This window comes from Hymenobacter sp. BT491 (assembly GCF_014349165.1).
GTDB lineage: Bacteria > Bacteroidota > Bacteroidia > Cytophagales > Hymenobacteraceae > Hymenobacter > Hymenobacter jejuensis.
The window spans coordinates 1125620-1147167 of the sequence record NZ_JACSJJ010000003.1 but is presented as its reverse complement, the minus strand read 5'-3'; the positions used below and the strand labels follow the sequence as shown (position 1 = coordinate 1147167).

Here is a 21548-nt window from a genome sequence, read left to right as displayed (position 1 = left end):
GTCGTTTCTGCACTCGGCTATGCGGGGCGTCAGCCTGAAAGATACGGTGCTCTACAAGGTAGAAGGCAACCCCGTGTACTTCCTTGACCCGGAGCAGGTCCGCTACTTCACCGACGCCTTCACCCGGATGCGGCGGGATTTGGAGTCGGATTACGCCCACAAGGACGATTTGCTGCGCAACCAGCTTTCCATTATCATCCACGAAGCCGCCCGCCTGCAGCCGGCTTCGGCCCAACACGCGCCTGCTAACGCGGCCGAGCGCATCACGTCGTTGTTTCTGAACTTGCTGGAGGTGCAGTTTCCCGTCACGGCGCAGCTACGGGAGCCCGTGCTGAAATCGGCGAGTGACTACGCCGACCACATGGCTATCCATGTCAACCACCTGAATGCCATGGTGAAGGAAGTAACCGGCAAGTCTACCACGGCCCACATCAACGAGCGACTGGTGACGGAAGCCAAGTTGCTGCTAGCTCACACCGACTGGAGTGTAGGCGAAGTGGCCTACAGCTTGGGGTTTGAGTATCCCACGTATTTCAACAACTCCTTCAAGAAGCACACCGGCACTACGCCGCTAACCTTCCGCCGCGCGCATGTAGCGGTTGCATAGCGAGTTAGGAGGAAGGTAACGGTGAGCATAACGGCTGCTTAGCAAGCCAGCCAGCAACAGTCGTCGTCATGGTCAAGCCGGTGAGCAGACCAAACCACGCTTGATGGATAATCTCCTTTGCTAAAAGCGCTACTCAAGTGAGTAGCGCTTTCTATTTTAAAGGAAGTTGAACAAAAGCAAGCTTACCAAGGGGGGTTTTATACATCCCATATTATCACTTTGTTAACATAGATTATTCGCATAAACATTATCACTATTGCCGAAAATCTCATTGCATTCAGTGTAGGGAGGACTTTTGCCGTTTGGCAGAAGATGTCGTTCGGCTAGTAATAATTATAGTTTAGATAGAACCTGGAAACCGGGTTTTCTTCGTGCGGTAAGTTTGAAGGATAGTTGAGCTAGGGTATAGTTCAAACTATCCTTTTCAGCACATACTTCACGACACACTTAGTACATGAGAACACGCTTACGATTAGCAAGCTTCTTGCTGGTTTGGTTAGCAGTCGGAACGGCGACTGTGCACGCCGCAACGGCCCCAGCGATTATTACGCCTACTATTACCAACCCCAACCTGCCCGGCAATAACGGCATCACGTTGCTGGTTTCGTCCGTCACGGCTACGCTGTTTAACGATGCCGACGGCAACACAAGCCTATCATCTTATCGTTTTACCACTTTGCCTACGGCAGGGGTATTGTATGCTTACAACATCTCAAGTGGCGAAAAGGTAGCCGTTACGTCTACTGCTCAGACGTTCAGCCCTTTTCAGTATCCTAGCATCGCCTACGACCCAGCGACAGTAGCCGCCACTACTACCTATTCCTTTCAGTATCAGGCAACTGACGAAACGGGGCTGACTTCGGCCACGGGCACGTACAACATTCCGGTAACTACCGCGGCACGCGTCAACCAAGTACCCGCCACCCGCGAGGTGACCAACCAAGTGGTAGCCAAAGGCTTCGGCGCCAGCACTTTGGCGCCGGGTCTGTTTGGCGTGGATACCGACGGCAGCGTTGATAGCTACCTGATCACTGCAGTGCCGAATGCTGCCACCGTCGGCGTGCTTCGCATTGGTGCCACCGGAACGCAGCTTGCGGCCAACGCAACGGTTACCGCTGCCGAAGCGGCCCAGCTTACTTTCGATCCGGTGGCTTCGTTCTTTGGTACGGCTATCATTCAATACAAAGCAGTCGACAACAACGGGATCGCGGATGCTACTGCGGCTAACTATGCTATTCCGGTATCCAACGTAGGAAGTACCTTCGGCTCCGTGCTGGATTTCACTACCCGGCCGATAATGGAAGACTGGAGCAGTACTTCGCAGTCGCTCGTGGTCAATGGCACCACCGTTTCGATCAGCAACTACACAGGCAGCGGCCCCGAAACTAACCTGCACATCGAAGACAACCCGACTATGCCCGGCCGGGCGCTCACTTGGACCGCTGACTACATCAACGGCAAAGCCGCCGCGGCGCAAACGGCTAGCGTTACTTTTTCTTTCAGCAAAGCCGTCAGTGGGTTCAGCGCCAGTTTCGGCGATATCGACTTGAGCGCCGGCGCCTGGACCGACCAGCTCATCGTGACCGGGAAGCGGGCCGACGGAACAACCGTGGCTCTTACCGCCGCCAACTTCGCCTTGGGTACGGTGGTTACGTTCAGTGGCAACAATACCCTGACCGGCAATGCGGGCTCTTCGACGGCCGATGATAACACTGTGGTTACGTTTCCCGAGCCAATTGTCAGCGTAACCTTTGCATACGCCAACGTTGCGGGAGCGGCCAATCCGGCTCAGCAGCTGATGACTTTTGAGTCATTTGCCTGGTATACGCCAGACGTAGTGACGACGCTTACGGGCCCCGCGCGCGTAAATCCTAACACCGCAGTGACGTACGTTGCCAGCGTCAACAACAACGGTCCTTACACCGCCACCAGCGTCGCCCCGACGGTCCAGCTTATCGCGGGACTGACCAACGTGACCGTCAACGGTGCGGCCGCAGGCACAAGTTATAGCTCGGCCAGTGGCCTCCTGACGCTGCCCGTCTCGGCTAATATTGCCAGTGGTGCCACCGTCACCTACAACGTAGGTTTCACGATCGGCACGAGTACCGTAACCGGTACTGCCCGTAGCACAGCGACCTCCTCGGACGAAGTGCCAAGCAATAACAACGGCACGCAAAGCGACGCGCAAGTAACCACGGTGGTCAATCAAGTGCCCGTAGCGCAGAATGTTACGGCCCCCACGATGAGCAATACCAATAATGCTACTGCTATTCCGGCGCTGGTTGCTTCTGACCCCGACGGCGACAACACGATTGCCAGCTTTCTGCTGACCAACCTGCCCGCGACCACCCAAGGTGTAGTCACCTACACGCGGGCTGGCGCCACCATAACGCTCGCTGCCGGCAACACTTCCTCCGTTACCAACCGGACGCTGACGCCCGCGGAAATGGCGACTCTGCAATTTGACCCGGCTGCCACCGCCGTAGCAGGCAGCACCCCGTCATTCAACTACGCTGCTACGGATGATCTGGGCTTGTCCTCTGCGGCTGCTACCTACAAGCTTCCGATTGCGGCTACGGGCCTTACGGCTACAGATCTGTCTGTTACACAGCAGGTTAACCTAGGTCCCTACCAGGTTGGCGACCAAGTGACCTTCACCGTTACGGCCGGCAACACGGGCGTCGCGGCTACGGGGGTGCAAGTAACTGATGCGTTGCCCGCCGGCCTGACCTTCGTGAGCGCTACCCCGTCCACGGGCACCTACGATAACACCACCGGCATCTGGACGATTGTGTCGGGCGTCAACACCTTTGCTAGCGGCAGCAGTGCTACGCTTAGCATTACGGCCACGATCGCGAAGGAAGGCACGTTCACCAACGTTTCGACCATCACGGCAAGCAACCCCGACTCCAACCCTCTTAACAACGAAGCAAGCCAGAAGGTAAACCCCGGCACGGCTGCTTATGCACAGGACTTTGAAGGCCGCACCGCCACGGATTACTGCGAAATCTATACGGGCATGAGCCTGTCGAATACCAGCGTCCTGAGTGACAATAACTCATTGATCACCAACGCGGTACTTAGCACAACGGCCGCTGGTTACGCCACGCCCCTCCTGCGGATGAGCGGTTCGACTACGGTGACTTTTCTGGCCCGCGTAACTGCTACCACCAACACTGCACGCTACCGCCTCGCGCTGCTGGATGCGGCGGGTACCCGCACGGTACTCACGGCTTTTACCGCTTTTGGCAACACAGCTGCTACGAGCATCATGGCTACCATCAGCCAAGTAGGCGTGTACCGGGTAGAAATTTCTTTTGATGCTCAAACCAACGGCGGAAGCAACGGCACGGCCATTTTAGACGATTTGGCTGTCAGCAATGCTACGGTAGCCACGCAGTCGAAAAACGGCTCGGACTGCACCGCCAACACGTTGCCCGTCGCAAATGATGTGACGTTTCGCATCGCCAACGGCGCCGCTGCCACCACCATTCCTTCCCTTGCCGGCACAGATACTGCCCCCGGCGTAATCGACTCATACGTATTCGAGTCGGTACTGGACCCCAACACGCAAGGCTCGCTGACGCTGAATGGTGTGCTGGTGAAAATTGGCCAGATCGTAACGGTTGCCGAAGCGGCTGCGCTAAAGTTTGATCCGGTAGCTGGCTATGTGGGTTCGGCTGCCTTCCAGTTCAGCGCCCTCGACAACAGCAACGAACAGAGCGCCGCTCCGGCCACCTACACCATTTCGGTGGAAAACAGCACAACCATTGCCGGCCGCGTGTATGACGACGTAAACTATGGCGGCGGCGCAGGCCGTGACTATGCTACCGCCAATGCCGCGGCTACCGGTTCGGGCTTTACGGCCAACGCCATCAGCCGGAGTGGAGCAGTGCTCGAACTCTATGACCTTGACTCGGGTAAGCTCATCAACACCGTGGCTACCGGCACCGACGGGACCTATACTTTCCCACTTGTAGTAAGCGGCAATTACGACGTTCGTGTCGTCAACTCTACGGTAACTTCTGTGCGCAACGCCACTGCTGCTGGAGTAGTGCCGGTGCAGACGTATGTGAACGGCGACGTCAACCGGATTGGCGGGGAAAATCCTTTGCTAATCGATGCAGCCCAGAACACCGGAACGCAACTGCTGCCCGCTCTGACCTTGGGCAATCGCACGCCTCAATCGCTTGCCGGTGTTACCATATCCTCGGCGCTCGTTGCCGCCACCAACGTTGATTTCGGCTTTAACTTCGATGCAGTGGTCAATACCAACGACGCGGGCCAGGGATCTCTGCGACAGTTTATTGTCAACGCTAACGCATTGCCTAACAATAACTTAAACCAAGTGGCTTTCAACGGCACCGCGGCGAGTGGCACCACGGCCATCGACCCGGCCGCGGGCGTAGAAACGGCGATCTTCATGCTAAACGATAACCGCACCACGGGCGTCCCAGCAGGCTTGCGCACCGGCGTCACTGCCGCGGGCTATAGCGCCACCACGAAGCAGTTTACCATCACCCTGGCTTCGGCTTTGCCAACTCTGATCGATGCCAGTACGGCCATTGACGGCAAGGAGCAAACGGTCGTGACCGGCAACAACGTAGCCGCTGGCGCGGAAACTACTACCGGCCCGGAAGTAGTTATTGACTTCAATTCTTTCAAAGGCCTGGAGATCACGGGCGCTTCTACTCGCATTGCGTCGCTGGGTTTGACAAATGCCAAAGGTGACGGCAGCGTCACGCAAGGTGCGGCCGTGTACGTAAACGGCGCAGCCACGTCGGTAATCACCGACGTGACGGCCACGGGCAACGACACCGGAGGCATTCGCCTGAATGCTGCTACCACTGCTTCGGTGACCAACAACGTCATCTTAGGTACCGCCACGCAGAATGCTAGCGCCGACGGTATTCAAGTGTTGGGCGGCACAACTGGGGCCTCTATCACCGGCAATACCCTGAGCAGCAACCGCGGCTACGGCCTCGAATTCATCAGCGGTGCCAACACCAGCAACACGGTGAGCGGCAACATTATCCGGAGCAACGGCGCGGGCATTGCCATCGCAGCAGGCAGCGGTAATACGTTCAGCACCAACACGATAACCGGAAATGCCGGCGACGGCATCGTGGCCCTGAGCGGGACTTTCAACAACGTTTTCTCGCAAAATGCGATCAGCACCAACGGGGACTTGGGTATCGACTTATCCGCCACAACCACCGCAACCGGCGACGGCGTGAGCAAGAATGCCGACAGCAAAACGACGACCAGCGGCGCCAACAGCCTGCTCAACTTCCCGATAGTTACGCAAGCCGTAACGAACGCTACCAATCTGGAAATCGCGGGGTATGCCCCGGCTGGCTCGACCATCGAGCTTTTCGTTGCCTCTGCGGATGCTTCTAACTTTGGGGAAGGCTTCACATTTATTACGTCCCAAATCGAGGGCAGCACCAGCGATGGCGCCAAGAACGCCCGCTCGTACAGCGGCCTGATCAACGGCATCGACCAAGGTTCGGAAACCAACGCCAGCGCGTTCTATTTCGTCATTCCCCTGAGCACTCTCTCGGCAGCCCAGCGCGCCGCCCTGACCACAGGCAGCCCCAAAGTGACGGCCACGGCCACGAAATCCGGCACGGGTACTTCCGAATTCTCGGGGCTGACTACCGTCGGCGTAAACAAGCCTCTGCCCGTGGAACTGGCTCTGTTTGAGGTGAAAGCCGCTCGTTTCGATGCGCAGCTGAAGTGGCAAACGGCCACCGAGAAGAACAACGACCACTTCGAGGTAGAGCGCTCTTTCGACGGCATTACGTTTGAAAAAGTAGCCAACGTACGCGGCAACGGTACCACTTCGGAGGTCAGCACCTACGCCTTCACCGATGCCAACGTGGCCCAGAAGCACTTGGGCACGGTGTACTACCGCCTCAAGCAGGTAGAGGCCAGCGGCAGCGCGCAATACAGCCTCGTGCGTACGACCGCCTTCACGCAGCAGCCAGCAGCTTCGGCCGAATTATACCCTAACCCGGCTACTACCACCTCCACGCTTGACTTGGCCTTTTTGCCTGCCGGTACTTACCAGGTAGTGCTCGTCGACATGACTGGCCGCACCGTTAGCAGCAACTCAACGACTGCGAGCCTGCCTTATACCCTCAACGTGCAGGCGTTGCCCAAAGGCACGTACATGGTTATCATCCGCGGCGGCGCCATCAACCTCACCAAACGTCTGGTTAAAGAATAATACCGGATGCGCTTACTCAAAAAGCCTCTTTCGTCAGAAAGAGGCTTTTTGCGTTTAGTAGCAAACTGCCTTTTTTATAACGCGTTTATAATCAAATGATTGTAAAGTGATGGTCTTTTGATCTATTAAGAGCATGTGCTTGTAGTAAAGCTCACCAGTAACCCATCACGAGCCTAGTTGGGGGCGAGGTCTCCAGATTTAATTCAACCAGCTACGGCTTTTGGCGTTATAGAGAGGCTTACGCTGATTTACTTGCTTGCATGGCTTCTTCTACTTCCCGCCACCGTCCTCAAGACCAACCACTTACCGATTACGATGTGCTGATTGTGGGCGCCGGCAGCGCCGGCCTGAGCGCCGCGCTTACGTTGGGCCGTTGCCTGCGCCGGGTGCTGGTCTGCGACGGCGGCGACCCGCGCAATGCTCCTTCGCCCGCCGTGCACGGCTTCCTGAGCCGCGATGGCATCAAGCCGGCCGAACTGCTGCGCCTCGGCCGCGAGCAATTAGCGCCCTATCCTAGTGTGGAGCTGCGCACGGCGCGCGTGCTGGAAATCAAGCCGTTAGCTTACGGTTTTGAGATAATAGCCGAAACCGAAAACAGCCGCTCCTTTACCATTACTGCCCGTAAAGTGCTGCTGAGCACGGGCGTAGAAGACGAGTTGCCGCCCCTCGATGGCATGCGCGAACTGTGGGGCGTAGGCGTGCTGCATTGCCCGTACTGCCACGGCTGGGAAGTGCGCGACCAGCCGCTGGCCGTGTACGGTCGGGGCAAGGGCGTAACCGGACTGGCCTTGCTCGTCAGTCGGTGGTCGCCGGATGTGGTGGTGTGCACCGACGGCCCCGGTGGCCTCACCGACCACGCCCGGCAACGCTTGGCCCGGCAAAAAATCCAGGTGCGGGAAGAGGTGGTCAAGTGCTTGGAAGGCACCAAAAAGGGGGAGCTTCGGCACGTTGTCTTTGAAACGGGCGAGCCGCTGGCCCGCCACGCCTTGTTTGTGCATCCGCACCAACACCAGCGCACGCAGTTTGCCGAGCATCTGGGCTGCCGCATCACGGGCAAGGGTGCCATCTGGATCGATAAGAAGCAGCAAACCAGCCTGCCCGGTCTGTATGCTGCCGGCGACAATACTTCGGGGCTGCAACAAGCACTTTTGGCCGCCGCCGAAGGCGCCAAAGCCGCCATCAACATCAACGAAACCCTCACCCGCGAGGAGTGCCCTAAGTAGTACCAAGAACATAAAGGGCTACTGCTAGGGAAGTTGAGGGAAGTATAAATCTGGTTTGGATGGGAGTTCGTATTTTGCAGTAAAATTCAACTCCATGAAAAAAATCCTGTTTTTAGTTTCTCTGCTGGCTCTGTTCTGCACCGTTGCGTGCGACAAAATCGACAAGCTGCTAACTTTTTACATCGAGGACAGCCAAAGCATCAAAGTCGGGGCCAACTTCCCGGTCGGGCAGATGCCGGCTTTCCTCATCGACGTGCCCACGCGCTCCGACGAAACCTTCAGCAACAACCACACCCGCGCCGACTTGGTGAAGAACGTGACGCTGAACAAGTTAACGATCGACATCGCCGACCCCAAAGAGGAGAACTTCGATTTTCTCAAGTCCATTGAGATCTACATCAGCACCAACTCCAATGATCAGGTACTGTTGGCGGCCCTCGACAACGTGCCAACCGGCGTCAGCAGCATCGAGCTGAAACCCAGTGGCCAACAGCTGGACAGCTATATCAAAGCGGAAAAATACACGCTCACCACGAAAGCCGTCATCCGCAAAGTCATATCCCGCGACATCACCATGACGGCCAAGTCCCGTTTCAAAGTAACCGCCGACCCTTTGTAGCAACTAATTGACTATTAATTGATTATAAACAAAAAAGCCCGCGTTCGAGACGAACGCGGGCTTTTTTGTTTGTTGCTAATCTACAAATGATGAAAAAAGGCGGTCATGCAGAGCGGAAGCGAAGCATCTCTCCCGCTTCGATGAATTACTAACCAGTAGAGATGCTTCGCTTCCGCTCTGCATGACGGGAAGACACATTTCAGCTATTGCAACATCTCGTGCAGCACTGTTTGCATCGAAAACACGCGGTTGCCGGCTTCCTGCACCACCAACGAGTTAGGCGAATCGAGCACGGCATCTGCTACTTCCACATTGCGACGCACCGGCAGGCAATGGATGAATTTGCCGTTGTTGGTCAGGGCCATGTGCTGCGCATCCACCATCCAGCTAGGGTCTTGCGTGATTACCTGGCCGTAGTCGCGGTAGCTGCTCCAGTTTTTGGCGTACACAAAGTCGGCCCCTTCCAGGGCTTTCTTCTGGTCGTACTCGATGCGGGCGCCTTTGGTAAACCGCTCGGCCAGTTCGTAGCCCTCGGGGTGCGTAATGACAAAATCGACCCAATCGATTTCCGAGAACCAGTCGGCAAAGGAGTTGGGCACGCACTGCGGCAAGGCGCGTACGTGTGGTGCCCACGTCAGCACCACTTTTACGCGCTCGGTTTGCTTGGTCTCGGCCACCGTAATCAGGTCGGCGAAGGACTGCAACGGGTGCAGCGTCGCACTTTCCAGGCTAATAACCGGCACGGTAGCATACTTCAAGATCTTGTTGAATACCACCTCGTTGTAATCCTCATCGCGGTCTTTCAGGCCGGGAAAGGTGCGCACGCCCAGCACGTCGCAGTACTGGCTCATCACGGCAATGGCTTCCTTAATGTGCTCCTGCGTCGAGCCGTTCATCACGGCGCCGTCGTTCATTTCCAGCGTCCACGAGTCAGCACCGGCATTCAGCACCCAGGCCTGTGCGCCGAGGTTGTAGGCCGCCTTAATGGAGCTCAGGCGGGTACGTAGGCTAGGGTTAAAGAAAATCAGCCCGACGGTCTTGTTCTTGCCTAGGTGCTGGTAGCCAAACGGATTGGCTTTAATCTCTAAGGCCTTGTTGAGCAGCGCTTTGTAATCAGGAACGTCGGCGAAAGAGGTGAATTTGTTCATGTTTGGATTCTTCTGAGTTTCAGAACGTCATACCTAGTGAAGCGGGAGAGAGACTTCGACTTCGCTCAGCATGATGTTCTTTCGACCACCAGTTTATTGCGCCTTGTACTCGTTCCAGCTTTTAATCTTCAAGTCCTTCATTTCCAGCGTGCAGAACGCATGAATGTATGCCTTGGCCAGACGCGCGTTCGTGATCAGTGGAATGTTGAAATCGACGGCAGTGCGGCGGATCTTGTAGTCGTTGTCCAGCTCGCCTTTGGTCAGGTTTTTCGGGATGTTGATGACCAAATCGATTTTTTTCTCGCGCAAGTAAGTCAGGGCGTTAGGCTCCTGGTGATCGTCGGGCCAGAAGAGCAGGGAGCTGGGCACGTTGTTTTCGGCGAAGAAACGGTGCGTGCCCTGCGTAGCATAGATGGTGTAGCCCTTCAGTACCAGCTGGCGCGCCGCGTCCAGCAACGTCACTTTGGACGTAATCGGCCCACCCGAAATCAATATCGTTTTTTGTGGTATTCTATAACCAACTGATAATAAAGACTTTAGCAAAGCCTCTTCGGACGTGTCACCCAGACAGCCTACTTCGCCGGTCGAGGTCATATCGACGCGCAGCACGGGGTCGGCACCTTGTAGGCGGGTGAAAGAAAACTGCGAAGCCTTCACGCCCACGAAGGTTGAGTCGTACACCAGTTCGCTTGCATCACGCTCTACGTGCAGGCCAAGCAGCACTTTCGTGGCCTTCTTAATCAGGTTGTGCCCCGATACTTTCGACACAAACGGGAAGCTACGTGAAGCCCGCAGGTTGCACTCGATCACGCGGATTTCGCGGTTCTTTTCCAGAAACTGAATGTTGAACGGCCCGCTGATCTCGAAGCGTTTGGCAATCTTCTCGGCAATCACTTTAAGCTTGCGCACGGTGCCCACGTACACCCTCTGGGGCGGATAGTACATGGTAGCATCGCCGGAGTGCACGCCGGCAAATTCTACGTGCTCGGAAATGGCGTACGACACGATTTCGCCCTTGTCGGCTACCGCATCCAGCTCGATTTCCTTGGCTTCCTGAATAAACTCCGACACTACCACTGGGTATTCGGCGCTCACTTCCGAAGCCAGTTTCAGGTACTCCTCCAGTTCCTCGTGGTTGGAGACCACGTTCATTGCGGCGCCGGAGAGTACATAAGAAGGCCGAATCAAGACCGGAAACCCAACTTCCTGCACAAATTCCAGGATGGCATTCATGGTCGTGAGCTCGTTCCAGCGCGGCTGCGCAATGCCCAGCTCGTCCATGATGCTGGAGAACTTGTGGCGATTTTCGGCCTCGTCGATGCGGGCCGCGGCAGTACCCAAAATGGGCGCCTGGGCCTCGGCCAAACGGGTAGCAAGGTTGTTCGGAATCTGGCCGCCAGTGGACAGGATCACACCATCGGGCTGCTCAAAATCCAGAATGTCCATCACCCGCTCGTACGACAACTCCTCGAAATACAGCCGGTCGCTGACGTCGTAGTCGGTCGAGACGGTTTCGGGGTTGTAGTTGATAATGATGGACTTATAACCTTCTTCGGCCACGGTTTGCACCGCATTCACGCCGCACCAGTCAAACTCAACGGAGCTGCCGATGCGGTACACACCCGAGCCCAGCACCACAATAGATTTGTCGGTTTCGGGGGCCAGGTCGTTTTCGGTGCCGTGGTAAGTGGTGTAGAGGTAGTTGGTTTTGGCCGGAAATTCGGCCGCCAATGTGTCGATCTGCTTCACTACGGGCAGCACACCCAAGGCTTTGCGGCGGGCACGGATGAGTAGCTCATCGGCTTTCACATCGCCTTCGCCCAACAGTTTCACGGCCAGTTGTTGGTCGGAAAAGCCGGCTTTTTTGGCGTCGCGCAGCAGCTCGGTTTCCAGGGCATCTACGCCGGCACCGCGACGCGCGGCGATCTTGTTGCTCAGCTCATAAATGCTGTAGAGGCGCTGCAAAAACCACCGGTCGATCTTGGTTAGGTCGTGCACCCGCTCGATGTCGTAGCCAGACTCGAAGGCTAGGTTGATGGCGAAGATGCGCTCCTCGTTGGGTTCGCTCAGAAGTTTGTCAAGTGTTTGATTATCAAAATGTTCTGGGGTGTTGGCCACGAAGCCGCGCTTGCCGGTATCCAGCATGCGCAAGCCTTTCTGAATGGCTTCCTCGAATGATTTGCCAATGCTCATCACCTCGCCTACGCTCTTCATGGCGCTGCCAATCTGCCGCTGTACGCCCGAAAATTTGCCAAGGTCCCAACGCGGAAGCTTGCACACCACGTAATCCAGGGCCGGCTCAAAGAAGGCCGAAGTCGTCTGCGTTACGCTGTTTTTCAGCTCCGACAGCGAATAGCCCAAGCTCAGCTTGGCCGCCACAAACGCCAGTGGGTAGCCCGTAGCCTTAGAAGCCAGCGCCGAGGAACGCGACAAACGCGCATTCACCTCAATGACGCGGTAGTCCTCCGAAACGGGATCGAGGGCATACTGAATGTTGCACTCGCCCACGATGCCCAAGTGGCGAATAGTTTTGATGCCGATGCTGCGCAGCTTGTGGTACTCGCGGTTGCTCAAAGTCTGCGAAGGCGCTACCACGATGCTCTCCCCGGTGTGGATGCCGATGGGGTCGAAGTTCTCCATGTTGCAGACTGTGATGCAGTTATCGTACTGGTCGCGCACCACTTCGTACTCCACTTCCTTCCAGCCCTTCAGCGACTCCTCCACCAAGATCTGGTCGGAAGTTGTGAAGGCTTTCTGGGCCAGGGCCCGTAGCTCGTCCATGTTGTTGGCGAAACCGCTGCCCAAGCCACCCAGCGCAAACGCTGCCCGCACGATAATCGGGAACCCAATTCTCTCCGCGGCTTTCAGAGCCTCCTCGATGCTGGTCACGGCCTCGCTGCGGGCCGAGAGCACGCCAATCTGGTCGAGCTTCTCCTTGAAAATATCGCGGTCCTCGGTGTCGATAATGGACTGCACCGGCGTTCCCAGCACCTTAACGTTGTACTTCTCGAACACGCCGCCGCGGAACAAAGCCACGGCGCAGTTCAAAGCCGTTTGGCCGCCAAACGCCACCAGAATGCCATCGGGCTGCTCTTTCTTAATGACCTCCTCCACGAAAAAGGGCGTCACGGGCAGGAAATATACGTCGTCGGCAATGTTGTCCGACGTCTGCACGGTGGCAATGTTGGGGTTGATGAGGATGGTGCGGATGCCTTCCTCTTTCAGCGCCTTAAGGGCCTGCGAGCCGGAGTAATCGAACTCACCGGCCTCCCCAATTTTGAGCGCGCCGGAACCAAGGATGAGAACTTTGTTGGGTTTTTCCATTCTAAGGGTTGAGGTAACAGGCCGCTGGTGCGGTCATGTTAAAAGGCAGTCGTACAAAGCTGGCCACAGCCGATTGCTTACGTGGGCAGGGTAGTTTTTTACTTGGAGTAGAGGGTATCGCTTTTCACTATCTGCCATTCGCCCGACGGCCGCCGGGCCATTCGGAGGTGGATAGTTGCGTCAGCACGTTCGCCATCCAAGAAGAATCGAAAAGTGAGAGAATCTTTCTTCGCGTTAAGTCTCTCTACCTTAAAGTTTTTGGCGGATATCCTTCCCGTTCTACGGGTTATTCTGGGAGACACTCTGGCCGAACCCATGGCTTTCGCAATCAGATCGGCCGGTGCACCTAGCACTGCTTTCATGATCGTTCGTTGGCCCATGTTCTTGATGAAATAGAACCCTGCAAAAGCCAGAGCGCCCAACAACACATATCCCCAATTCGGAAAACCTCTACCTTTTTCTTGCATAGGAGTAATGCGTTAATGAGTGATGGATAAGCGAAGAAAGAGACGTCATGCAGAGCTTGCCGAAGAATATCTACTGGTTCATTGGAGATTAATGTTGCCAGTCACTCTAATGTTGTCGCCACTTTGTGTTTCAACAACTACCAAGTTTTCGGAAACTGTGATGGTATTTATTTGCTCACTTGGCCCCCATTCATAATTTCTGGTTACGTGAAGCGCAGTCACGTTGCTTACAATCAGAATGAAGGCAGGATCTAACCAAGTTCGCAGATGGATTTCCACTACCCCAGTTTCCCAAGTGAACTTCACTTGCACCAAAGTGGCGTCATGCAAATATTCAGGTGAGAATGCCATAGGGCCTGTTTCTGGTCTGATAAGCTTATTAGGGCGAAAAAGTGTGACTGCAATTTTACGATGTAGCAACGAAGCAGTAGAGATGCTCCGGCAAGCTGAGCATGACGAGCGGAGCAGCAGCGTTCTAGGCCAGTCTACTTCGCAGCCTTGTGCTCAGCCACAGCCTTCAAAAAGTCATCGAACAGGTACTCCGTATCCTCGGGGCCGCCGGCGGCTTCGGGGTGGAACTGGGTGGAGAAGAACGGCTTGGTCTTGTGCTTGATGCCTTCGCAGGTGCCGTCGTTGAGGTTTTCGAACAACATGGTCCACTCGGCGGGCAGCGTGTCAGTGTCTACCGCGAAGCCGTGGTTTTGGCTGGTGATGTAGCTGCGCTGGGTACCAGTGAGCTTTACCGGCTGGTTGTGACTGCGGTGGCCGTACTTCAGCTTGAACGTGTCGCCGCCCGCGGCCAGGCCCATAAGCTGGCTGCCCAGACAAATGCCGAAAATGGGCTTGTCTTGCTGCAACGCCGTTTGGAGGTGACCAATAGTTGCGGTGCACATCTTTGGGTCGCCGGGGCCGTTGCTCAGGAACAGGCCGTCGTAGTCGAGTGTGGTGAAGTCATAGTCCCAAGGCACCCGGATGAGCTCAACATCGCGCTCCAAGAAGCAGCGGATAATGTTGGTTTTGGTGCCGCAGTCGACGAGCACGATTCTGTGCTGACCCGTGCCGTAGTGCTGCACGCCGGGCTGGCTAACCTGGGCTACCAAGTTGTCCAGGTTAGGGTCGTGGAGGGATACATCTTCTTCGGCCACGATTTTGCCCAGCATGGCGCCTTTTTCCCGCAGCTTTTTGGTCAGCATGCGCGTATCCACGTCGAAGATGCCGGGGATATTGTACTCCGAAAGCCAGTCGCCGAGGCTTTTGGCCGCATTCCAATGGCTGTGTTCCTCGGAATAATAGTTGACCACCAAGCCGGCAATGTGAATCTTGTCCGACTCGAAAATCTGGGAAATCGACTCGTATAGCTCCTCGCCGGGCACACCGTAGTTGCCCACCATCGGGTAGGTGAGCACCAGAATCTGGCCGGCGAAAGAGGGGTCGGTGAGGTTTTCGGGGTAGCCGGTCATGGCCGTGCTAAACACTACTTCGCCCGCAGCAGAAGTAAACGCCCCGAAGGACTTGCCCACGATTTCGGTGCCGTCTTCCAGCACCAGTTTTACTTGCTTCAATTCACTCATTTCTCGACGAGGCTATCCTTCGTGATGGTATAAAGCGCCTGTAAAAACTGATCGACTTCTTCCTGCTTGATGCTCAGGGGCGGCAGCAAGCGCAACACGGTTGGGTCGGAGGCGTTGCCCACAAAAATATGATGTTCCATGAGCAACTGGTCGCGAATGTCTTTGATGGGGAAATCATATTTCACCCCAATCATCAGGCCGCGACCCCGTATTTCCTGCGCGCCAGCGTTGGCCAGCAAAGCAGTCCGGAGGTAATCGCCCATTTGGTGGGCGTGTTCTATAAGTGCTTCCTGCTCAATTACTTCCAAAACGGCCAATGCCGCAGCGCAAGCCAAGTGGTTGCCGCCGAAGGTGGTACCCAGCAACCCATAAGAAGCCTGAAACTCTGGCGAAATCAGGATGCCACCGATGGGAAAACCGTTGCCCATGCCCTTGGCCACCGAAATAACGCCCGGCCGAATGCCGGCGTGCTGGTGGGCGAAAAACTTGCCGCTGCGTCCGTAGCCGCTCTGCACTTCGTCGGCTATCAGCACCACGCCGTGCGCGCGGCACAATTCATCCAACCCTTGCAGAAATTCGTCGGAGGGCATAATGATGCCGCCCACGCCCTGAATCGGTTCGATAATGACCGCGCAAGTCGGTTTTTCCTGCAACACGCGCTCCACTTCCGCCAAATCGTAAGGTAGAAAGGAGATGGAGTGATTAGCGTTGAACGGCGCTACGATCTTCGCATTGTCGGTAGCGGCAACTGCGCCGGACGTGCGGCCGTGAAATGCGCCTTTAAACGCAATGACGTGGCTTTTGCCGGTGTGAAACGACGCCAGCTTCAGCGCGTTTTCGTTGGCTTCGGCACCCGAGTTGCACAGAAACAGCGTGTAGTCGGGATAGCCCGACACGTCGCCTAGCTTTTGCGCCAACTCGCGCTGAATCGGGATGTGCACCGAGTTAGAATAGAAACCAATTTTCTGCACCTGATCCGTGATGCGCTGCACGTAGTGCGGGTGGCTGTGGCCAATGGAAATCACGGCGTGGCCGCCGTAAAAGTCTAGGTATTGCTGGCCGTTTTCGTCCCACAGCTGCGCGCCCAAGGCCCGAACCGGCGTGATGTCGTTGAGCGGATAAACGTTGAAAAGCTCCATTACCAAAGCACAGATTTGAGGTTGAGTCCTTCCTGCTCGGGCCGCCCGAACAGCAGGTTCATGTTTTGGATCGCCTGCCCCGAAGCACCTTTTACCAGGTTATCAATGGCCGATGTGATAAGCAATTGATTATCAAATTTTTGCACGTACAGGAGGCATTTGTTGGTATTCACCACCTGCTTCAAGTGGATTTCTTTGTCCGATACCGTGGTGAACGGCGCGGCGGCGTAGAAATCCTTAAAGAGTTGCCGGGCCTCGTCCTGCGTCAGATCACTTTTGGTGTAGACGCTGGCGAAGATACCGCGGGCAAAATTTCCGCGGTAGGGGATGAAGTTAATGTCGCTGCTGAACCCTGCTTGCAACTGCTTTAAGCTCTCTCCAATTTCGCCTAAGTGCTGGTGTTTGAAGGGCTTGTAGATGGAAAGGTTGCCGGTGCGCCACGTAAAACCGGTTGTTTCCGTCAGCTCGCGGCCCGCGCCGGTCGAGCCGGTAACGGCCGACACGTGCACGTCGTTGGTGAGCCTGCCCGCAGCGGCCAGCGGCAAGAGCGCCAACTGAATGGCGGTGGCAAAACAACCGGGATTGGCCACGTTTTGCGCCTGCTGGATTGCGGCTTTGTTCAGTTCGGGTAGGCCGTACACGAAGGCGCGGCCGTCGAGTTGCTTGTCGGCGGTGAGGCGAAAATCATTGCTTAAGTCAATGATTTTGAACGAAGTAGGCAAATCGGTCTTCTCCAGGAATGCCTTTGAATTGCCGTGGCCCAAACACAGGAATACTACGTCTTCTATGCCGCTCAACGCCATGCTGAACGCCAGATCGGTGTCGCCCACCAAATCATCGTGCACCTGATACACCGGGTTGCCGGCGTTTGAGGAACTGACAACGGACGTGAGTTCGGCGCTCGGATGGTGCAGCAAAATGCGAATCAACTCGCCGGCTGTGTAGCCCGCGCCGCCCACGATGCCGACTTTAATTTTGTCCATCGAAGCTGCTGTGAATCCGAAGCTGATTGCTGAAGATCTTGATGAAGCCCTTGGCATCGCGCGAATCCCAAGCGTTGTTCTCCTCGCCGTACGTTGCGACTTTCGACTGCATCATATCATATTGAGATTCAATGCCTTGCAACTCAAATTGGTAGGGCTTCAGCGTCACGTACACCGTGCCCGACACGCGCTCCTGCGAAGACTTCAGGAAGGCTTCCATGTCGCGCATCACCGGGTCGAGGTACTGGGCTTCGTGCAGCAAGGTGCCGTACCAGTTGGCGATGTAGTCTTTGTGCAGCAGCTGCCAGCGCGAAGACGTGTGCTTCTCGAGCAAGTGATGGCCCTTGATCAGAATCAGCGGCGCAGGCGCTTCGAAACCCACGCGGCCTTTGATGCCCAAAATGGTGTCGCCGACGTGCGTATCGCGGCCGATGGCGTATTTGCCGGCAATCTCGTTGAGCGTCTGAATCAGGAGCACGGGCGCCATTTTCTCGCCGTTTAAGGCCACTGGCTCACCCTTTTCGAAGGTGATAGAAATGTCGCGCGGCTCGGTTTCCTGAAGTTGCGTAGGCCAAGCGGTTTCTGGCAGACCTTGGCGCGAAGTCAGCGTTTCGACGCCGCCTACGCTAGTGCCCCAAATGCCCTTGTTAATCGAGTATTTGGCTTTTTCCCAGCTCATTTCCACGCCGTTCTGCTGGAGGTATTCAATCTCGGCTTGGCGCGAAAGGCTTAGGTCGCGAATGGGCGTAATGATCTCTGTATTAGGGGAAATTACCGAGAAAGCCACGTCAAAACGCACTTGGTCGTTGCCGGCGCCGGTGCTGCCGTGGGCAATGTAGTCGGCTTGGTTTTCGCGCGCATATTCGGCCAGAGCCAGCGACTGAAACATGCGCTCCGCGCTAACGCTCAGCGGGTAAGTGTCGTTCTTCAGAATGTTGCCGGCCAGCAGGTAGCGTAAGCACTCCTGGTAGAATCGCTCCGTCACGTCGATGACTTCGTGGCGCGTGGAGCCCAGCTCGTAGGCGCGCTTTTCGATGGAAGCAAGCTCTTCTGGCGAAAAACCGCCCGAATTGACGATGACCGTATGGACTTCCAGGCCCAGTTCTTTCGTCAGATACACGACGCAGTAGGACGTATCCAAGCCGCCGCTATAGGCGAGAACTACCTTTTTCATTAGTGCTTTTGGGGTTCTTCGATGAAGTTGATGGTTTCTTGGGGATGCTGCTGGCTGTACTGATCGTTGAGCGTGTCGTACACCATGCCGGTGCACAGGCACATCTTGCGCTGATTTTCCATCAGGATGCCATAGTTTTTGCAGCTGCTACAGCCTTTCCAGAAGTCGTCGCTGCTGGTTAACTCCGTGAAGGTCACGGGTTTGTAGCCGAGCTCCGTGTTGATCTTCATGACCGCCAAACTGGTGGTAATGCCGAAGATCTTGGCCTCGGGGTATTTGGTGCGCGACAGCTTAAACACCTCATGCTTGATGGCGCGGCCCAGGCCTTCCTTACGCAGCTCGGTGTTGACGATCAGGCCGGAGTTGACGACAAACTTGTTGTCTTCAAAGGTTTCGATGTAGCAGAAACCGGCCAACTGATCGTCGACGAAAGCGATGATGGAATCGCCCCGTTCCATCTTCTTTTTCAGATAGTTGGGGTCGCGCTTGGCAATGCCGACGCCACGGGTTTTGGCGGATTCGGCGTACCATTGACAAAGGGTTTCCACATACTGCACATCGGCAGCATTGGCGACTCGTAAAATCATGGTCAAAGCTCGGTTGGTTGCCCTGTATACGGCAACAGACTCGGGAAGACGAATGGAAGCAAGAGAATCGTAGTCTGCGAATGAGGCTACGCAAGTACCGGGGTGGGAGCCGGAAGCCGGAAGAAAACCAGGAAGAAAGGCTTTTGCCGGGCAGGTTGCCAAACGTGGGTAGTTCGGCAATAGGTACACTGGGGCTTACACTCGTGTCAGTCAGTTATTCGTAAAATTTCTCTTCAGGCAGGGCTTTTCAGGAAGTCCCTTTGCCGGTTTTCAGTGCGCTAAAAACGCAGGCAGATATTGCAGCCAGCTTTTAAGCTGGCATTGTTCGCAGGGCCGACGCGGGCCGCTGTACAAGTGCAATGGAAGAGAAAAGAATCATGACTACTACCGCCAAGCGGAATGAGGTTTCTGCGGTTTAAATCATTTAGACCGCTAAATCGTTGCAAAACTAGATGTTTTTTTTTGGAAACTTTGACGGCCCGGCCGTAAAAATCCGCCGGGCCCGACTGGCTTCCGGCTGCTGAGCGCCAGGCCAACCACAGATTCCGGCCTTTTCTGAACTAGAGCGCCGCATTTTTACTTCGTACCCGAATGAGCGACGTACTGAAAATTTTTAAGATTGGGGGCGGCATCATCGACGATGCAAGCCAGCTGGGCTTGTTCCTGACCGAGCTGGCTCGTGTGCCGGGCCCAAAAATCTTGGTGCACGGCGGTGGCAAAGGCGCCAGTCAGATGTTGCAGGACTTGGGTATTGAGCCCAACATGGTGCAGGGCCGCCGCATCACCGACGCCGCCACTCTGGACATCGTAACCATGTTTTACGCCGGCAAAACCAACAAGCAGATCGTGGCTTTGCTCCAGCAGCGCGGCATAAACGCGCTGGGCCTGAGCGGCGCCGACGGCAACGTCATCCGGGCCACCAAGCGTCCGGTGAAGGACATTGATTACGGCTTTGTAGGAGATCTTAATGCGGAAAGTGTTAATAGTGAATTAGTTGTGCAATTGCTGCGCGCGAACGTAACGCCTGTGTTTTGCGCCATCACGCACGACGGCCAGGGCCAGTTGCTCAATACCAACGCCGATACCATCGCCAGTGTCTTAGCTTGCGCCTTGACCAGCGCCTACCGCGTAGAACTGCACTTTTGCTTCGAAAAAGACGGAGTTCTTTCAGATATCTCTGATAATCAATCGGTTATAAAAAACATTGTGCCGGAGCAGTATCAGCAGCTGAAAACTGCCGGAGTCATTGCCGCCGGCATGGTGCCCAAGCTCGACAACGCCTTTGCAGCTCTCGCCGCCGGCGTCGATAAAGTGGTGATTGAGAACGCGTTGAAGATCAACGAGCCCGTTAAAACGGTATTATGCCGGAGCTAATCGAACGCCTTACCGCGGCGGCCATTGACTTGCTGATAGCACTGATCAAAACGCCTTCGTTTTCGCGGGAAGAAGACCGTACCGCCACCCTGATTTTTGATTTTCTAGCGGCCCACGGCGCCCAGCCGCAGCGCGCGCAAAACAACGTGTGGGCCGTCGGTCGGCACTACGACGCGCAAAAACCCACCATCCTACTCAACTCGCACCACGATACCGTAAAGGCCGGCAGCACCTGGACGCACGATCCGTTTGGCGCGGTGCTGGAAGGCGATAAGCTCATCGGCTTGGGCAGCAACGACGCAGGCGCTTCGGCGGTGAGTTTGCTGGCAACGTTTCTGTATTTCCACGAATCAGAGCTGCCCTATAACCTCATTTGCGCCATCACAGCCGAGGAGGAAATTTCGGGTGCCAACGGCATACGCAGCATTCTGCCGGAGCTAGGCCGCCTCGACCTCGGCATCGTCGGCGAACCGACTCAGATGGACATGGCCATCGCCGAAAAAGGCCTTGTGGTGCTCGACTGCGTGGCGCACGGCAAAACCGGCCATGCCGCCCGCGACGAAGGCGAAAATGCTCTGTATAAAGCAGTTGCCGATATCCAGTGGTTCCAGAAATACCGCTTCCCCGACGTGTCGCCGCTGCTCGGACCAGTAAAGATGACCGTGACGCAGGTGCAGGCCGGCTCGCAGCACAACGTGGTGCCCGACCGCTGCCATTTTGTGGTGGATGTACGCACCAACGAGCTTTACTCCAACCAAGAAGTGGTACAAGTGGTACAGCAACACGTTGGGGCAGAGGTAACTGCGCGTTCGGTTCACCTCAATTCTTCTCGCATCGAGTTGCAGCATCCTTTTGTGCAGCGGGGGCTGTCGTTGGGGCGCAAAGCGTTCGGCTCCGCTACCCTTTCCGATCAGGCCGTTATGAACTTTAACACGGTAAAAATCGGTCCCGGCGACTCGGCCCGTTCCCACACTCCCGACGAATTCATCTACTTGAGCGAGATTCGGGCCGGCATCAACACTTACATCCAACTTCTAGAAGGCTTTCGCTTTGACTAATATTAGAACTGGAAAGGTAGCTCCCCTCCTTTTTTAAGGAGG

14 protein-coding genes are annotated in these 21548 nt (G+C 55.9%); 6 read left to right on the top strand and 8 right to left on the bottom strand.

Annotation, left to right across the window (positions count from 1 at the left end):
• Nucleotides 1-19 precede the first annotated feature (19 nt).
• The 4 genes from H9I52_RS16465 to H9I52_RS16450 all read left to right on the top strand — a co-directional run bounded on the left by H9I52_RS16465 (nucleotide 20) and on the right by H9I52_RS16450 (nucleotide 8681).
• Nucleotides 20-607 carry a helix-turn-helix domain-containing protein gene (locus H9I52_RS16465; RefSeq protein WP_187454738.1) on the top strand — a complete coding sequence of 196 codons (588 nt, stop codon included), beginning with the start codon at nucleotides 20-22 and terminating at the stop codon, nucleotides 605-607.
• Nucleotides 608-1061: 454 nt separating this feature from the next.
• Nucleotides 1062-6839 (top strand): right-handed parallel beta-helix repeat-containing protein, encoded by a 5778-nt coding sequence (locus H9I52_RS16460; RefSeq protein ID WP_187454737.1) that lies wholly within the window; start codon nucleotides 1062-1064, stop codon nucleotides 6837-6839.
• A 260-nt stretch (nucleotides 6840-7099) separates the two neighbouring features.
• Complete coding sequence (locus H9I52_RS16455; RefSeq protein ID WP_187454736.1) at nucleotides 7100-8062, top strand: NAD(P)/FAD-dependent oxidoreductase; 963 nt, start codon at nucleotides 7100-7102, stop codon at nucleotides 8060-8062.
• A 94-nt stretch (nucleotides 8063-8156) separates the two neighbouring features.
• Entirely contained in the window at nucleotides 8157-8681 is a 525-nt protein-coding gene (locus H9I52_RS16450) for a hypothetical protein (protein ID WP_187454735.1), read from the top strand.
• 203 nt (nucleotides 8682-8884) lie between these two features.
• On the opposite strand, the gene H9I52_RS16445 is transcribed toward H9I52_RS16450, so the two are convergent.
• The 8 genes from H9I52_RS16445 to H9I52_RS16415 all read right to left on the bottom strand — a co-directional run bounded on the left by H9I52_RS16445 (nucleotide 8885) and on the right by H9I52_RS16415 (nucleotide 19074).
• A complete protein-coding gene (locus H9I52_RS16445) occupies nucleotides 8885-9829 on the bottom strand; it encodes an N-acetylornithine carbamoyltransferase (RefSeq protein ID WP_187454734.1) in 945 nt (314 codons plus the stop codon).
• Between the two features lie 93 nt (nucleotides 9830-9922).
• On the bottom strand, nucleotides 9923-13153 hold the full coding sequence (carB, locus tag H9I52_RS16440; protein ID WP_187454733.1) for a carbamoyl-phosphate synthase (glutamine-hydrolyzing) large subunit: 3231 nt from the start codon (nucleotides 13151-13153) through the stop codon (nucleotides 9923-9925).
• 98 nt (nucleotides 13154-13251) lie between these two features.
• Nucleotides 13252-13620, bottom strand: coding sequence for a hypothetical protein (locus H9I52_RS22875; RefSeq protein ID WP_222940525.1), 369 nt, complete (start codon nucleotides 13618-13620; stop codon nucleotides 13252-13254).
• 485 nt (nucleotides 13621-14105) lie between these two features.
• Complete coding sequence (gene carA / locus H9I52_RS16435; protein WP_187454732.1) at nucleotides 14106-15191, bottom strand: glutamine-hydrolyzing carbamoyl-phosphate synthase small subunit; 1086 nt, start codon at nucleotides 15189-15191, stop codon at nucleotides 14106-14108.
• Nucleotides 15188-16330 (bottom strand): aspartate aminotransferase family protein, encoded by a 1143-nt coding sequence (locus H9I52_RS16430; protein WP_187454731.1) that lies wholly within the window; start codon nucleotides 16328-16330, stop codon nucleotides 15188-15190. Before H9I52_RS16430 ends, carA begins: the two co-directional genes overlap by 4 nt.
• Nucleotides 16330-17313, bottom strand: a complete 984-nt coding sequence (gene argC / locus H9I52_RS16425; RefSeq protein ID WP_187454730.1) for an N-acetyl-gamma-glutamyl-phosphate reductase — start codon at nucleotides 17311-17313, stop codon at nucleotides 16330-16332. Before argC ends, H9I52_RS16430 begins: the two co-directional genes overlap by 1 nt.
• Nucleotides 17300-18487 (bottom strand): argininosuccinate synthase, encoded by a 1188-nt coding sequence (gene argG / locus H9I52_RS16420; RefSeq protein WP_187454729.1) that lies wholly within the window; start codon nucleotides 18485-18487, stop codon nucleotides 17300-17302. Before argG ends, argC begins: the two co-directional genes overlap by 14 nt.
• Entirely contained in the window at nucleotides 18487-19074 is a 588-nt protein-coding gene (locus tag H9I52_RS16415) for a GNAT family N-acetyltransferase (protein WP_139515533.1), read from the bottom strand. The genes argG and H9I52_RS16415 overlap by 1 nt, the downstream gene beginning before the upstream one ends.
• A 591-nt stretch (nucleotides 19075-19665) precedes the next feature.
• On the opposite strand from H9I52_RS16415, the gene argB reads away from it, so the two are divergent.
• Entirely contained in the window at nucleotides 19666-20448 is a 783-nt protein-coding gene (argB, locus tag H9I52_RS16410) for an acetylglutamate kinase (RefSeq protein WP_187454728.1), read from the top strand.
• Nucleotides 20436-21506, top strand: coding sequence for a M20 family metallo-hydrolase (locus H9I52_RS16405; protein WP_187454727.1), 1071 nt, complete (start codon nucleotides 20436-20438; stop codon nucleotides 21504-21506). Before argB ends, H9I52_RS16405 begins: the two co-directional genes overlap by 13 nt.
• Nucleotides 21507-21548: the final 42 nt, after the last annotated feature.